At 74.5% G+C, this 13,754-nt stretch carries 11 protein-coding genes and 1 riboswitch; of the genes, 5 read left to right on the forward strand and 6 right to left on the reverse strand.

What is annotated here, in order from left to right; genetic code table 11:
• Positions 1-70: 70 nt before the first annotated feature.
• The 3 genes from ACLWS4_RS17545 to ACLWS4_RS17555 are packed head-to-tail and all read right to left on the reverse strand — an operon-like array spanning position 71 to position 3,719.
• Positions 71-748, reverse strand: coding sequence for a bifunctional 4-hydroxy-2-oxoglutarate aldolase/2-dehydro-3-deoxy-phosphogluconate aldolase (locus ACLWS4_RS17545; protein WP_416874537.1), 678 nt, complete (start codon positions 746-748; stop codon positions 71-73).
• A complete protein-coding gene (locus ACLWS4_RS17550; protein WP_416874538.1) occupies positions 745-2,418 on the reverse strand; it encodes an N-acyl-D-amino-acid deacylase family protein in 1,674 nt (557 codons plus the stop codon). The genes ACLWS4_RS17545 and ACLWS4_RS17550 overlap by 4 nt, the downstream gene beginning before the upstream one ends.
• The gene (locus ACLWS4_RS17555) at positions 2,418-3,719 is read right to left on the reverse strand and encodes an amino acid deaminase (protein ID WP_416874539.1); all 1,302 of its coding nucleotides are present in this window, start codon (positions 3,717-3,719) and stop codon (positions 2,418-2,420) included. The genes ACLWS4_RS17550 and ACLWS4_RS17555 overlap by 1 nt, the downstream gene beginning before the upstream one ends.
• A 242-nt stretch (positions 3,720-3,961) precedes the next feature.
• Between ACLWS4_RS17555 and ACLWS4_RS17560 the strand changes: the two genes are divergently transcribed.
• From ACLWS4_RS17560 to ACLWS4_RS17575, 4 genes are all read left to right on the forward strand, one after another.
• Positions 3,962-5,101: a sugar kinase gene (locus tag ACLWS4_RS17560; protein ID WP_416874540.1), complete on the forward strand. Its 1,140-nt coding sequence runs from the start codon at positions 3,962-3,964 to the stop codon at positions 5,099-5,101.
• A gap of 31 nt (positions 5,102-5,132) precedes the next feature.
• Positions 5,133-5,882, forward strand: a complete 750-nt coding sequence (locus ACLWS4_RS17565) for an IclR family transcriptional regulator (protein ID WP_380741340.1) — start codon at positions 5,133-5,135, stop codon at positions 5,880-5,882.
• A 28-nt stretch (positions 5,883-5,910) separates the two neighbouring features.
• Positions 5,911-6,339 (forward strand): RidA family protein, encoded by a 429-nt coding sequence (locus ACLWS4_RS17570; RefSeq protein WP_049652385.1) that lies wholly within the window; start codon positions 5,911-5,913, stop codon positions 6,337-6,339.
• A gap of 166 nt (positions 6,340-6,505) precedes the next feature.
• Positions 6,506-7,225, forward strand: coding sequence for a DUF2470 domain-containing protein (locus tag ACLWS4_RS17575; RefSeq protein ID WP_416874541.1), 720 nt, complete (start codon positions 6,506-6,508; stop codon positions 7,223-7,225).
• A gap of 58 nt (positions 7,226-7,283) precedes the next feature.
• Here ACLWS4_RS17575 and ACLWS4_RS17580 read toward each other — a convergent pair whose 3' ends face one another.
• Both ACLWS4_RS17580 and ACLWS4_RS17585 read right to left on the reverse strand, forming a co-directional pair.
• The gene (locus ACLWS4_RS17580; protein WP_079272506.1) at positions 7,284-8,834 is read right to left on the reverse strand and encodes an APC family permease; all 1,551 of its coding nucleotides are present in this window, start codon (positions 8,832-8,834) and stop codon (positions 7,284-7,286) included.
• A gap of 352 nt (positions 8,835-9,186) precedes the next feature.
• Complete coding sequence (locus tag ACLWS4_RS17585; RefSeq protein ID WP_416874542.1) at positions 9,187-10,164, reverse strand: M23 family metallopeptidase; 978 nt, start codon at positions 10,162-10,164, stop codon at positions 9,187-9,189.
• 2 nt (positions 10,165-10,166) lie between these two features.
• Positions 10,167-10,367, reverse strand: a riboswitch (cyclic di-AMP (ydaO/yuaA leader).
• Between the two features lie 351 nt (positions 10,368-10,718).
• Here ACLWS4_RS17585 and ACLWS4_RS17590 point away from each other — a divergent pair.
• On the forward strand, positions 10,719-12,200 hold the full coding sequence (locus ACLWS4_RS17590) for an MFS transporter (RefSeq protein ID WP_074004650.1): 1,482 nt from the start codon (positions 10,719-10,721) through the stop codon (positions 12,198-12,200).
• A 7-nt stretch (positions 12,201-12,207) separates the two neighbouring features.
• On the opposite strand, the gene purB is transcribed toward ACLWS4_RS17590, so the two are convergent.
• On the reverse strand, positions 12,208-13,638 hold the full coding sequence (purB, locus tag ACLWS4_RS17595) for an adenylosuccinate lyase (protein ID WP_049652391.1): 1,431 nt from the start codon (positions 13,636-13,638) through the stop codon (positions 12,208-12,210).
• Positions 13,639-13,754 lie beyond the last annotated feature (116 nt).

Below are 13,754 nucleotides of genomic sequence, written 5' to 3' on the forward strand. Positions count from 1 at the left end.
GCAGACGCCGATGCCCCGCCGCGAACACCGACGGCCCGACTGCGCCCCCGCCGCCGACGCCGACGACCCGCTACGCCCCCGCCGCCCCGGCGCAGGCCGCCGTGAACGCCCGGGCCCGCCGGGTGATCTCCGCCCAGTCCCCCGCCGCGACCACGTCCGGCGGCACCACGTCCGTCCCCGCGCAGACCGCGAGCGCGCCGTGCGCCAGGAACTCGGCGGCGTTGCCCGCGTTCACCCCGCCGGAGGCCACCAGCGGCACGTCGGGGTACGGGCCGCGCAGGTCCTTGAAGTAGCCGGGGCCGAACGCCCGGGCCGGGAAGATCTTGACGGCGGCGGCCCCGAGGTCCACCGCGTGCGCCACCTCGGTCGGGGTGAGCGCCCCGAGTACCACCGGCACCCCGGCGGCGGCCGCCGCCTCGGCGACCTCGGGGCGGCAGCCGGGGGTGACCAGGAAGGACGCCCCCGCCTCGACCCCGCGCCGCGCCTGCTCGGCGGTCAGCACCGTTCCGACGCCGACCCGCCAGCCGGCCTTCGAGGCCCGGAGCAGATGGTCCGTCACATCCGGTGTGGTGTAGGTGAATTCGGTCAGGTTGATGCCGCCCTCGGCGAGCGCGGCGCAGAGCGCGGCGGCGTCCGGGATCCGGGGTGCGCGGACCACCGCGATCACCGGTTCGTCGCGCAGGACGGAAAGCCCGGTCGAAACGGAGGGGTCGGAGGAGGGGTCGGTCGGGGCGGACGGCTCGGTCATATGGCCAGGGTTCCTCGGTCGGTTCGGCGCAGGGCACGCCCGGGTCGGGCGCCGGTGGTGCGGCCCTCCCGGACGACGGCGCTGCCGTTGACGTACACGTACTCGATGCCCTCGGCGGGCAGCCGGGGGTCCTCGAAGGTGGCGGCGTCCCGGACCTTCCCGGGGTCGAGGAGCACCAGGTCGGCGTGGTGGCCGGGGGCGATCCGGCCCCGCCGGTCCAGCCCCAGCCGGGCGGCGGGGCGGCCGGTCATCCGGGCGATCGTCTCCTCCAGCGTGAGAACTCCCAACTCCCGGCTGTAGTGGCCGAGGTAGCGCGGGAAGGTGCCCCAGGCGCGCGGGTGCGGCCGGGCGCCGACCAGCAGTCCGTCGCTGCCGACGGTGTGCGCGCGGTGGCGCATGATCGCCCGGACGTTCTCCTCGTGCCCGACGTGCTGGAGGATGGTGGTGGCCAGCCCGTCCCGGCGCAGCAGGTCCAGGAAGACCTCGGTGCCGGTCCGCCGCTCCTCGACGGCCAGTTCGGCGACGGTGCGGCCGACCGTCCCGGCGAGCGGGGCCGAGCCGACGCCGGAGATCTGGATCGTCGCCCAGTCGGTGACCACGCCGTGGCAGCCGTCGCTGCCCTTCTCCTCCACCTCGTACCGGATCCTCGCACACTGCGCGGGGTCGTCGAGCCGCGCCAGCGTCGCGGCCGGGCCGCCCTCGGTGGCCCAACTCGGCAGCAGGGCGGCCAGGGTGGTGGAGCCGGGCAGGTAGGGGTAGCTGTCCAGGGTGAGGTCGACGCCGTCGGCGAGCGCCCGGTCGAGGAGCTCCAGCAGCTCGCCGGCCCGGCCCCGGTTGACCCCGAAGTTCATCGTGGCGTGGGTCAGGTGCAGCGCGCAGCCGCTCCGCCGGGCGATCTCCACCATCTCCGCGTAGCCCTCCAACGCCCCTTCGCCGTACGAGCGTTGGTGCGGAGCGTGGAAGCCGCCGTAGGCCGCGACGACGGTGCACAGCTCGACCAGCTCGGCGGTGTCCGCGTACATCCCGGGGGTGTAGCTGAGGCCGCTGGACATGCCGACCGCGCCGTCCAGCAGGCTCTTCGCCAGCACCTGCCGCATCCGGTCGAGTTCGCCGGGGGTGGGCGGACGGTTGGCCCAGCCCATGACGAGCATCCGGAGCGTGCCGTGCGGGACGAGGTAGCAGGCGTTGACGGCGACGCCGCTGCGGTCGATCCGGTCGAGGTAGCCGGCGACGTCCCGCCAGTCCCAGTCGAAGCCGTCCGGATCGCCGTTCCAGCCCGTGAGTTGGCGGCGCAGCGCGGCCAGTGTGGTGTCGTCCACCGGGGCGTAGGACAGGCCGTCCTGGCCGAGGACCTCGCAGGTGACGCCCTGGGTGACCTTGGCCGGGTGCTCGGGTTCGCGCAGCAGGGCGAGGTCGGAGTGGGCGTGCATGTCGATGAAGCCGGGGGCCAGTACCAGCCCGTCGGCGTCCACCACCTCGGCCGCGCCGGGGCCCCTGCCGATCCCGCCGGTCCCGCCGCCCTCACCGGACTCGGCGATCTCCGCGATCTCGACGATCAGGCCGTCGGCGATCCGGACGTCCGCCCGGTAGCGCTCCGCACCGGTGCCGTCCACCACGGTGGCGCCCCGGAAGACCGTCGCGCCCCCGCGGGCCGCTCTCTCCCCGGGCATCAGAAGAACGTCCTGACCAGGCCGGTGACCTTCGGCTCGGCCGCGTCCGCGGAGTCCAGCACCGGGATCGCCGTCCACTTGTCGAAGGCGGTGCAGGGGTGCGAGACGCCCAGTCGCAGCACGGCGCCGATCGGCGCGAGGTCGCCCGCGTCCCGCAGGAAGGCGTGCTGGTCGTTGAGTGCCGTGATCCGGGCCGCCGTACCGGTCAACTCGGCGCCGCCGCGCACCCGTTGCGGCTCCGGCAGGCCCTCGTCGAAGGGCAGGTCGCGCTTGCCGGCGTCCAGCAGCGCGAGCTGCGGCTCGGGCCGGGAGACGACCCGGGCCCAGCCGTGCAGCGCGCCGCGGAACGGCGTCCGCCCGCCGTCCCGGGCCAGCGGCGAGATGCCCCGGTAGAAGCCGTCGTCGTGGGCGATGTACGCGCCCGAGCGCAGCACCGTGAACGACTCCGGCAGGTTCGCCAACTCCTCGACCACCAGGTCGAAGTAGGCGCTGCCGCCGGCCGAGACCACCGGCGGGGTGCCGTCCGGGTAGGCGCTCGCCAGCCGGCCGTGCAGCTCGCCGAGCTCCCGCAGGTAGCCGCGGACGGCGGCCAGTCCCTCGGCCGAGGCGTCGTGCGCGATCGCGCCCTCGTAGCCGCCGATGCCCGCCAGGCGCAGGGTGGGGGCGCGCAGCACCGCGGCGGCGACCTCGACGGCGGCGTCCGTACCGCGGGCGCCGGTCCGCCCGCCGGGGCCGCCGAGCTCGACCAGCACCTCGACCGGCCGTTCGGCCCCGGCGGCGCGCAGCGCCTCGTCCATCAGCCGCACGCTCTCGACGGAGTCGACCCAGGAGAGGAAGGCGAAGTCCGGGTCGGCGGCGAGCTCGTCGGCGAGCCAGGCCAGTCCGGCCGGGTCGAGCAGGGCGTTGGCGAGCAGGATGCGCTGGACCCCGAAGGCCCGGGCGATCCGCACCTGCGGCAGGTTGGCGAGGGTGATGCCGTGGCTTCCGGCGTCGAGCTGCGCCTGCCAGAGGGCGGGCGCCATGGTGGTCTTGCCGTGCGGGGCGAGCGCGACGCCCGCCTTGGCGCACCAGTCGGCCATGGTGCGGACGTTGTGGTCGAGGGCGGCGCCGTCGAGGGTGAGCAGCGGGGTGCCGAGCGAGGAGAGGGTGGGGCCGGTGGCGAGCCACTCCCGCGTGCTGCGGCCCCACGACTGCGGCGGAGCGGCTTTGAACCGCCAGTCGAGCGGTTCGTCGGCCAGGGCCGCCACCGCTCCCCGGGCGATCCCCGGCCCGGTACCGCCGCTTGCGAAGGTCTGCTCCACCGTGTTCCTCCATCCGCACAGGTTGCAACATGCGCAACGAGGGTTGCACATGCTGGCAACACGGTTCTAGCATCGGCGCCGGATCACGGTCAACGGACCGGGCTCCCGGTCGACGGGGTCGGCTCACGTGCGGTGCTCGCGGAGAACGCGGTGCTCACGGACGAACGCGGCGTTCACGCGCCACGGAGTCGGCCCGGTGGGCCCGCTCTCGACGGAACGGCCGCAGACGAGGAGCCCCGCACATGCCGCGACAGGACACCCAGGGCCCGACCCGCCCCGGCGCTCCCCCGACGGCCGTGTGCGTGGGCGAGTCGATGGCCGTCCTGCTGCCGGACCGCCCGGGCCCGCTGGAGTCGGTGGAGAGCTTCCGGCTCTCGGTCGGCGGCGCGGAGTCCAACGTGGCGGGCGCGCTGGCCGCGCACGGCGTGCCGACCGCCTGGATCAGCCGGGTCGGCGACGACGGCTTCGGCCGCCGGCTGCTCGCCGAGGTCGCCGCCCGCGGCGTGGACGTCTCGGCGGTCGCGGTCGACCCGCACCGCCCGACCGGCCTCTACCTGAAGGAGGTCGGCGGCACCACCGGCGACCGCCACGACCTCGGGCCCGGCCGCAGCCGGCTGCACTACCACCGGCGCGGCTCCGCGGCCGCCGCACTCTCCCCCGGCCTGCTCGCCGACCCGGCCGCCGCCGCGCTGCTGGCCGGCGCCCGGCTGCTGCACCTGTCCGGCATCACCGCCGCGCTCTCCGACGACTGCCTGGCCCTGCTGCGCGCCCTGCTCGCCGACCGCCGTCCGGGCCGCCTGGTCAGCTTCGACCTCAACTGGCGCCCCTCGCTCTGGCTCGACCGCGACCCGGCCGTCCTGCCGCCGCTGCTGGACGCCGCCGACCTGCTGCTGCTCGGCGCCGACGAGGCCGAGGCCGCCTTCGGCACCGGCGACCCGGCCGAGCTCCGCCGCCGCTTCCCCGCCCCGGCCACCGTCGTGGTCAAGGACGCGGCCCGGCAGGTCACCGCCCTGGAGCAGGACGGTACGGCGGTCACCGAGCCGGCCCTCGCGGTCGAGGTGGTCGAGGCCACCGGCGCCGGCGACGCCTTCGCGGCCGGCTACCTGGCCGGCACCGTCCGGGGCCTGGACCAGCGGCGCCGGCTGCGGCTCGGCCACCTGAGCGCCGCCTGCGCGCTGACCGCCCCCGGCGACCAGGCCGAGCTGCCGGACGCCGCCGTGGTGGCCGCCCTGCTCGACGCCTCCCCCGCCCAGTGGGCCGCCACCCGGGTCACCCCGGAGGGCATCACCGGCCCGTCCCTGCCCGCCGGCGTCGCGCGTCCGGCCGACCGGACGCCGTGCGCCGACCGGTCGTTGTCCGCCGACCGGGCCCGGGCACAATGAGCGGGAACCCCAGCCCTCGAAGCGGAGCACGATGAGTCAGACCGTCACCCGCGCCCTGCGCATCCTCGCCGAGCTCGGCGAGGGCGAGCGCTCCCTCGACCAGCTCGCCGAGGTGCTCGGCGTCCACAAGACGACCGTGCTCCGACTGCTGCAGAGCCTCGAAGAGGAACGGTTCGTCTATCGCGACGCGGCCTACCGCTACCACCTGGGCGCCGGCCTCTTCGCGCTCTCCGGTCTGGCCCTGGAGCAGCGCGGCGTGCGCCGGATCGCCGCCCCGCACCTGGCCGAGCTGAACGCCGCCACCGGCCAGACCGTGCACCTGGCCGCGTACGAGGGCGGCGAGGTGGTCTACATCGACAAGTTCGACTCCCGCCACCCGGTGCGGATGTACTCCCGGATCGGCCTGCGCGCCGCCCTGCACAGCGCCGCCGTCTCCAAGGTGCTGCTGGCCGACCTGCCGCTGCCGGAGCGGCGCCGGGTGGTGGCCGGGATCGACTTCGTCCGGCACACCGAGCGCACCCTGACCACCCCCGAGGCGCTGCTCGCCGAGCTGGAGAGGGTCGCCGCCCAGGGCTGGGCGCAGGACCACGCCGAGCACGAGTCCTTCATCAACTGCGTGGCCGCGCCCGTCCGGGACGCCAGCGGGCGGGTGGTCGCCGCCGCCTCGATCTCCGTCCCGGACGTCGTCCTGCCGTACGAGCAGGTGCTGGACCTGCTCCCGCAGCTGCTCGCCACCACCCGCGCCGTCTCGGCCGACTGCGGCCGCCCCGACCACAACTGACGAACCGTCACACAACGTAAGGAACCCGATGTCCGCCGAGCACCCCCAGACCTTCGAGAAGACCGAGATCCGCACCGACGGCGCCCCCGCCCCCGCCTGGATGTTCTCCCAGGGCGTCCGCAAGGGCCCGTTCCTCCAGGTCTCCGGCCAGGGCCCGCAGGACCCGGCCACCGGCGAGTACCTGCACCACGGCGACGTGAAGGCGCAGACCCGCCGCACCCTGGAGAACGTCAAGGCCATCGTCGAGGCCGGCGGCGCCACCATCGAGGACGTGGTGATGTTCCGCGTCTACCTCACCAAGCGCGCCGACTTCCCGCTGATGAACGAGGTCTACGCCGAGTTCATCGACGAGAACATCAAGCCCGGCGGCGTGAAGCCGTGCCGCACCACCGTCTTCGTCGAGCTGCCGCAGGAGCCGATGCTGGTCGAGATCGACGCCCAGGCCGTCATCGGCTGACCCGGCCCCGCCCGACGGAAGGGCCCGGACGCCACCCGCGCGTCCGGGCCCTTCCGCCTGCCCGGGCCCGCCCGCTCGCCCCACCGCCTGCTTGCCACACCGCCTGCTTGCCACACCCCCAGCCGCACATTAGGTTAGGCTCACCTAACTAACTGGAGGTCCGTCCATGAGCCTGCCCACCGGCGACACCGAGGTCCCCGAGCCCAGCACCGCCGACCGGATCCACAGCCTGCTCAGCACGACCTCCTCGCTCACCGTCCGCGCCCTGGGCGAGCACCACCATCTGGACACCCCGGTCTCCGTGCACGGCTCCCGGCTGCGGCTGCGCGCCGCCCTGGACGACCCGCTGACCACGGCCGCCGTCGGCGCCGCCGAGGGCCTCGCCGTCGTCCTCGACGTCACCGACATCGCCCCCGTCGCCGTCCGCGACCGCGTCCGCGCCCGCCTCACCCTGGCCGGCCGGCTGCGGCCGGCCCACCTCACCGACGACGGCCTCGGCGTGCACCTGCGGGTGGACGTCGCCCACGCCGTCCTCGCCACCCCGTACGCCACCGGCGCGATCACCGCCGCCGACCTCGCCCTGGCCACCCCCGACCCGCTGGCCCGGTACGAGGCCATGCTGCTCACCCACCTCGCCGACGACCACGCCGAGGCGCTCGACGTCCTCACCCGGCTGCTCGACCCGGCCGTGCTCGCCCACGCCCCGGAGGTCCGCCCGCTCGCCCTGGACCGCCACGGCCTGGTGCTGCGCCTGGACCACTCGCACGGCCACCGCGACGTCCGCCTGGTCTTCCCCGAACCCGCCCGGGACACCGACGACTTCGGCCACCGGATGCACGAGCTGCTGGCCGCCGCCCAGTACGGCCTGCCGGTCCACCGGCGCTGAACCCGGGCCCGCCCGGCGCGAACGCCCGGGCCCGCCGGCCACCGCGGCCCCGGCCCGGTCACCGCTCGACCGCGTCCTCCAGCACCACCCGCCCGATCCGCGCGTACAGCCCGGGCCGCCACCGCCGCACCGCGAGCGCCAGCCCGATCCCGCCCGCGAACACCCCGATCACCAGGTACGGGATCAGCCGGAACAGCAGCGTGTGCGCCGCCTCCCCCGCCGCGGCGTCCCGGTTGAGCACCAGCAGCACCACCACCCCGGCCATCGCCACCCCGCCCGCCAGCGGCGCGGCCAGCGTCCGGAACCAGTGCGCCGTCTCCGGGTGCCGTCCGCGCACGTGGAAGTACCCGACCACGGCGAAGGAGCAGAGCGTCTGCACGACCAGGATCGCCATCGTCCCGAGCAGCGCCAGCAGCGTGTACAGGTGCGCGTACGGGTCCATGCCGGCCGCCAGGAACCCCGCCACCAGCCCCACCGCGATGACCGACTGCGTCACCGAGGCGACGTGCGGCGAGCCGTGCCGCGGATGGGTGCGGCCGAGCGCCGGGTGCAGCAGCCCCTCCCGCCCGATCGCGTACAGGTACCGGGCCGCGCACTGGTGGAAGGCCATCGCGCAGGCGAACGAGCCGGTGACGACCAGCCATTGGAAGACCTTCACCGCCCAGGCCCCCAGGTGCGCGGCGAGCTGGTCGAAGAACAGGCTGTTGCCGTCCTTGCCCGGCACCGCGCCGCCCGCCACCGCGACCGCCCGCTCGACCCCGTTGCCGGACACGATCATCCAGGACACGAAGACGTAGAGCAGCCCGACCCCGATCACGGAGATCAGCGTGGCCCGCGGCACCACCCGCTTCGGGTCGCGGGACTCCTCGCCGTACATCGCGGTGGACTCGAAGCCCACCCAGGACCAGAACGCGAAGAACAGTCCGAGCCCGGCCGCCGAGGTGCCCGAACTCCCCACCCCCTTCAGCGCGTTCAGCGGGTTCAGGGTCCCGGCCGCGAGCCCGTCCGGCCCGCCGCCGGAGAGCAGCACCGCCAGTGAGACCGCCGACAGGACGCCGATCTCCAGCACCAGCGCGACCCCGAGCACCCTGGCCGTCAGATGCAGGTCGAACCAGCCCATCACCCCGATCACCGCCGCCCCGAACAGCGCGTACCAGCCCCAGCCGACGTCCACCCCCAGCTGCGAACGGACCAGCCCGCGCAGCGAGTACGCGAAGAAGCCGAGGGCCGCGGCCTCGGTGACGACGTACGCGAGCACCGCGAGCAGCCCCGAGGCCATCCCCGCCACCCGCCCCAGCCCGTGCGAGACGTAGCCGTAGAACGCGCCGGCCGCGGTGATGTGCCGGGCCATCGCCACGTAGCCGACCGAGAACACCGTCAGCACCACGGTCGCCACGATGTACGCGGCGGGCGCGCCCGCGCCGTTGCCCTGACCGACGATGATCGGCAGGTTGCCGGTCATCGCGGTGATCGGGGCGGCGGTGGCGAGCGCCATGAACACCACGCCGACCAGGCCGACCGAGTCCGCCTTCAGCCGGTCGACCCCGCCCGCCCCGGGCCGCTCCCGCCCGGCCGTCTCCCCCGCCACGCCCCCGCTGCGGACCGCCATCCGGCCTCCTCGCCTCCCGGCCCGCCCGACCGCCGGACCGGCCGGGCGCTGACCGTCCGCCAGCATGGCGCCCGCAGGCGCCCGGAGATCCCGGCGAACCCCCTGCGGGACACCGGAGTTGACGCTTCGTTCGATCGATCGAACACCCCGGGCGGGCCCGGGAACGAAAGCGGCCGGCCCGGCCGCACGAGGAGGTCCTCATGCGGCCGGGCCGGCCTGGGCGTGTCCCGCGCCCATGTCCGCCGTGCGGCGATCACCCGGTCGAGCGGTCACCCGACATGACCATCCCGGGCGATCGGTTCGCCCGCAGCGGCGGTGGTTCCTGGTACCTCGGAGCTCGAAGCCCTCGGGGTCAGAGCGCGACGCCGTGCGCGCGCAGGTAGGCGACCGGGTTGATGTCCGAGCCGTACTCCGAGCCGTTGCGGATCTCGAAGTGCAGGTGCGGGCCGGTCACGTTGCCGGTGGCGCCGGAGAGGCCGATCTGCTGGCCGGCGGTGACGGTCTGACCGATCCTCACGCCGATCGAGGAGAGGTGCGCGTACTCGGCGTAGTGGCCGTCGGCGAGCCTGATCTCGACCTCGTTGCCGTAGGCGCCGCCGTTGCCGGCCTTGACCACGACACCGTTGGCGACGGCGCGCAGCGGGGTGCCGGTGGAGGCGACGAAGTCCTGGCCGGTGTGGTGGCCGGAGGCCCACATCGAGCCGGCCACGCCGTAGGCGGTGCCGAGCCGCGGGCCGGCCAGCGGGGCGACGAAGCCGGAGGTGGCGGCGGCGACCGGAGTGGCGGTCACGGCCTGGGCCGGAACGGCGACCTGGAGCTGGGTCTCGAGCTGCGCGGAGGGCTTGGCGGCCTCGGTCTGCACCTGGACCTGGGCCTGCGGCTTGGCGGCCTGGGTCGCCGGAGCGGACGGCTTGGCGGGCTTGGCCGGGGCGGCGGGCTTCGCCGGGGCGGCGTCGGCGGCCGGGGCGGCGTGGCCGGACAGCGCGAGCTGCTGGCCCGGGAAGATCAGGTTCGGGTTGGCGCCGACGACCGAGCGGTTCTGCTCGTACAGCGCGTGCCAGCCGCCCTCGACGTTCCTGGCGTCGGCGATCTTGGACAGGGTGTCACCGCTGACGACGCGGTAGCTCTCCTGCGCGGCCTGGGCGGCCGGAGCGGCGGCCTGCGTGGCCTGCTTGGCCTCGGTGGAGGCGGCGGCCGGAGCGGCCGGGGTGTGGGCCTGGGCGCTCATCGCGGTGACGAGCGGGAGGGCGAAGGACACACCGGTGACGGCGGTGGCGATGCCGATGCGGGCGGCGCGGGGCAGGGCGATACGACGAGCCTGTGCAGGCATGGAATTTTCCTCTCCGACGCCTGCGAGGTGAGCTGTCGGGTTCGGGCTGGAGTTGCCCGGCCGCTTGCGCGGCTTCACCCCAAGCCGGTCCTGGACGCCCGCGCCCTGAGGCGCGAACTCCAGTCCGGCGACTTACCTGTGGGTCCCCCGCTCCTGCCGTACAGAGTTCGTTTCGAACCACCGGGCAGCGGCAGGACTCGGCGTTCCACCCGGCGGATCCGTCCGGACTGGCCGGGCGGTCGCTGAACTAAAACCCATCCGTTCGGGTGAAGCAATGTCGATCTCTTGAAACGGCAACGATCCCCCCTGTCCCAGTGACCCTCCGCAGGCCCGGACCCACGGTGCGTACACAACCCATTCACCCCCCGCCACTGATCCACGACCCTGCGCCGAGATCGGCCACGCCGCGCACCCGTCCGCTCACGCACCGCCAGCCGCCAACACACCCACCGGTGACCCTTGTCACGTGCGCCTCGGCAGCGCAGGATTCGCCCGTGGCCACCTCCGAGGCCGGCACCCTGCGCCTGGGCACCGCGCAGGGTCGCTGGGTACTAATGGCGACGGTGCTCGGCTCCAGCATGGCGATGCTGGACGGCACCGTGGTGAACGTCGCGCTGCCCCGGATCGGCGCCGACCTCGGCGCCTCCCTCGCGTCCCTGCAATGGACCCTGAACGCCTATCTGCTCACCCTGGCGGGCCTGATCCTGCTCGGCGGCGCGCTCGGCGACCGCTACGGGCGGCGCAAGGTCTTCCTGATCGGCGTGGTCTGGTTCGCCGTCGCCTCCGCGGCCTGCGCCGCCGCGCCGAACATCCACGTGCTGATCGCCGCCCGCGCCGTCCAGGGCATCGGCGGGGCGCTGCTCACCCCCGGCTCGCTCGCCATGCTCCAGGCCGTCTTCCACCCTGACGACCGCTCGGCGGCGGTCGGGCTCTGGTCCGGCCTCGGCGGGGTGTCGGCGGCGGTCGGCCCCTTCCTCGGCGGCTGGCTGGTGGACGGCCCCGGCTGGCGCTGGATCTTCCTGCTGAACCTGCCGCTCGCCGCCGCCGTGATCGCGGTCACCACCCGGTCGGTGCCGGAGAGCCGGGACGAGGGCGCCTCCGGACGCTTCGACGTCCTCGGCGCCGTGCTCGCCGCCCTCGCCCTCGGCGCGATCACCTACGCGCTGACGGCGGCCGGCGAGGGCCTGTCCCCCGCCGTCTGGGTCAGCGGGGTGCTCGGAGTGGCGCTCGGCGTCGCCTTCGTGGCGGTCGAGCGCCGCGCGCCCGATCCGATGCTGCCGCTCGGGCTGTTCTCCTCCCGGCTGTTCACCGCCGTGAACCTGGTCACCCTGTGCGTGTACGCGGCGTTCAGCGGCGTCTTCTTCCTGCTGGTGGTGCAGCTCCAGATCGTGTCCGGCTTCTCGCCGCTGCTCTCGGGCTTCGCGCTGGTGCCGATCACCGTGCTGATGCTGCTGCTGTCCGCGCGCGCCGGGCGCCTCGGCAAGCGGATCGGCCCGCGCATCCCGCTGACCGTCGGCCCCCTGCTGTGCGCCGCCGGGGTGCTGCTGATGCTGCGCGTCGGCCCGGACTCCTCCTACTGGGTGGACGTGCTGCCCTCCGTCACGGTGATGGGCTGCGGCATGACGCTGCTGGTCGCACCGCTGACGGCGACCGTGCTGGCCGCCGTCGAGGTCCGGCACGCGGGCATCGCCAGCGGGGTCAACAACGCCGCCGCCCGCGCGGCCGGCCTGCTCGCGGTCGCCGCCCTGCCGGCGCTGGCCGGGCTGAGCGGCGACGCCTACCGGGTGCCCTCCTCGGTCGACTCCGCCTTCCACACCGCGATGCTGATCTGCGCGGGCCTGCTGGCCGCCGGCGGGCTGATCGCCCTCGCGACCGTACGGGGCAACGTGCTCGCCGCCGACGACCAGCAGGTGGCCGAGCCGAACTGCGACTGGCCGTGCGGCACCACCACCCCGCCGCTGGACCCGGGCCACGTCCCCACGACGCGCGAGGGCCCCGCCACCGGTCCGGCGGCGGGGCCCTCGGCTCAGGGCTGACGAGACGTCAGAGGATGTCGCCGGGCGCGTACTTGGCGGCCTCCGGGTAGGCGGCCGCGACGGCCTCCACCTGGCGGACCACCTCGGCGACCTGGGCGCCGGCCGCGCCGGTGAAGGACAGCCGGTCGGCGAGCAGCGCGTCCAGCGCGGCCCGGTCCAGCGGGATCCGCTCGTCGGCGGCCAGCCGGTCCAGCAGCTCGTTCTCCCGGGCGCCCGCGCGCATCGCCAGCGCGGAGGCGACGGCGTGCTCCTTGATGACCTCGTGCCCGGTCTCCCGGCCGACGCCCGCGCGCACCGCGCCCATCAGCACCTTGGTGGTGGCGAGGAACGGCAGGTAGCGGTCCAGCTCGGCCTCGATCACGGCGGGGAAGGCGCCGAACTCGTCGAGGACGGTCAGGAAGGTCTCCAGCAGGCCGTCGAAGGCGAAGAACGCGTCCGGCAGCGCGACCCGGCGCACCACCGAGCAGGAGACGTCGCCCTCGTTCCACTGGTCGCCGGCCAGCTCGCCGGTCATCGAGGCGTAGCCGCGCAGGATGACGGCCAGGCCGTTGACGCGCTCGCAGGAGCGGGTGTTCATCTTGTGGGGCATCGCGGAGGAGCCGACCTGGCCCTCCTTGAAGCCCTCCGTGACCAGCTCGTGGCCGGCCATCAGGCGGATGGTCTTGGCCAGGCTGGACGGCGCGGCGGCCAGCTGGACGAGGGCGGTGAGCACCTCGAAGTCCAGCGAGCGCGGGTAGACCTGGCCGACGCTGGTCAGCACGTTCTCGAAGCCGAGGTGCCCGGCGACCCGGCGCTCCAGCTCGGCCAGCTTGTCGGTGTCGCCACCGAGGAGGTCGAGCATGTCCTGGGCGGTGCCGACCGGGCCCTTGATCCCGCGCAGCGGGTAGCGGGCGATCAGCTCCTCCAGGCGGCGGAAGGCGACCAGCAGCTCGTCGGTGATCGACGCGAACCGCTTGCCCAGGGTGGTGGCCTGCGCGGCCACGTTGTGCGAGCGGCCGGCCATGACCAGCTCGGCGTGCTGGGCGGACAGCTTGGCCAGGCGCACCAGCACGGCCACCGTGCGGTCCCGCACATGCTCCAGGGACTGGCGGATCTGCAGCTGCTCGACGTTCTCGGTCAGGTCCCGGGAGGTCATTCCCTTGTGGATCTGCTCGTGCCCGGCGAGCTCGCTGAACTCCTCGATCCGGGCCTTCACGTCGTGGCGGGTGACCCGCTCACGGGCGGCGATCGAGCCGAGGTCGACCTGGTCGATCACCCGCTCGTAGTCGGCGACGGCGGTCGCCGGAACCTCGACGCCGAGGTCCTGCTGGGCCTTCAGGACGGCGAGCCACAGGTGGCGCTCGAGGACCACCTTGTGCTCGGGGGACCACAGCTGGGCCAGGGTCGCCGAGGCGTACCGGGAGGCCAGGACATTGGGGATCTGGGGCTTCGCGCTCACGCTTCGCAAGAGTAACAGCCGAGGTCACGCCGGACGTCGGCGGATGGGGTAGGCTGGGTCAATTGAGCGCCTTTCAGATAACGCTTCGCAGCCTTCTCACCGCAAGGATACCACAC

The organism is Kitasatospora sp. SC0581 (assembly GCF_048159585.1).
Taxonomy (GTDB): Bacteria; Actinomycetota; Actinomycetes; order Streptomycetales; family Streptomycetaceae; genus Kitasatospora.

Excerpts from the sequence above, each read along its gene's own strand:
- ACLWS4_RS17545 (WP_416874537.1), bottom strand. The coding sequence starts at position 748 with ATGACCGAGCCGTCCGCCCCGACCGACCCCTCCTCCGACCCCTCCGTT.
- ACLWS4_RS17550 (WP_416874538.1), bottom strand. The coding sequence starts at position 2,418 with ATGCCCGGGGAGAGAGCGGCCCGCGGGGGCGCGACGGTCTTCCGGGGC.
- ACLWS4_RS17560 (WP_416874540.1), top strand. The coding sequence starts at position 3,962 with ATGCCGCGACAGGACACCCAGGGCCCGACCCGCCCCGGCGCTCCCCCG.
- ACLWS4_RS17565 (WP_380741340.1), top strand. The coding sequence starts at position 5,133 with ATGAGTCAGACCGTCACCCGCGCCCTGCGCATCCTCGCCGAGCTCGGC.
- ACLWS4_RS17570 (WP_049652385.1), top strand. The coding sequence starts at position 5,911 with ATGTCCGCCGAGCACCCCCAGACCTTCGAGAAGACCGAGATCCGCACC.
- ACLWS4_RS17575 (WP_416874541.1), top strand. The coding sequence starts at position 6,506 with ATGAGCCTGCCCACCGGCGACACCGAGGTCCCCGAGCCCAGCACCGCC.
- ACLWS4_RS17580 (WP_079272506.1), bottom strand. The coding sequence starts at position 8,834 with ATGGCGGTCCGCAGCGGGGGCGTGGCGGGGGAGACGGCCGGGCGGGAG.
- ACLWS4_RS17585 (WP_416874542.1), bottom strand. The coding sequence starts at position 10,164 with ATGCCTGCACAGGCTCGTCGTATCGCCCTGCCCCGCGCCGCCCGCATC.
- ACLWS4_RS17590 (WP_074004650.1), top strand. The coding sequence starts at position 10,719 with ATGGCGACGGTGCTCGGCTCCAGCATGGCGATGCTGGACGGCACCGTG.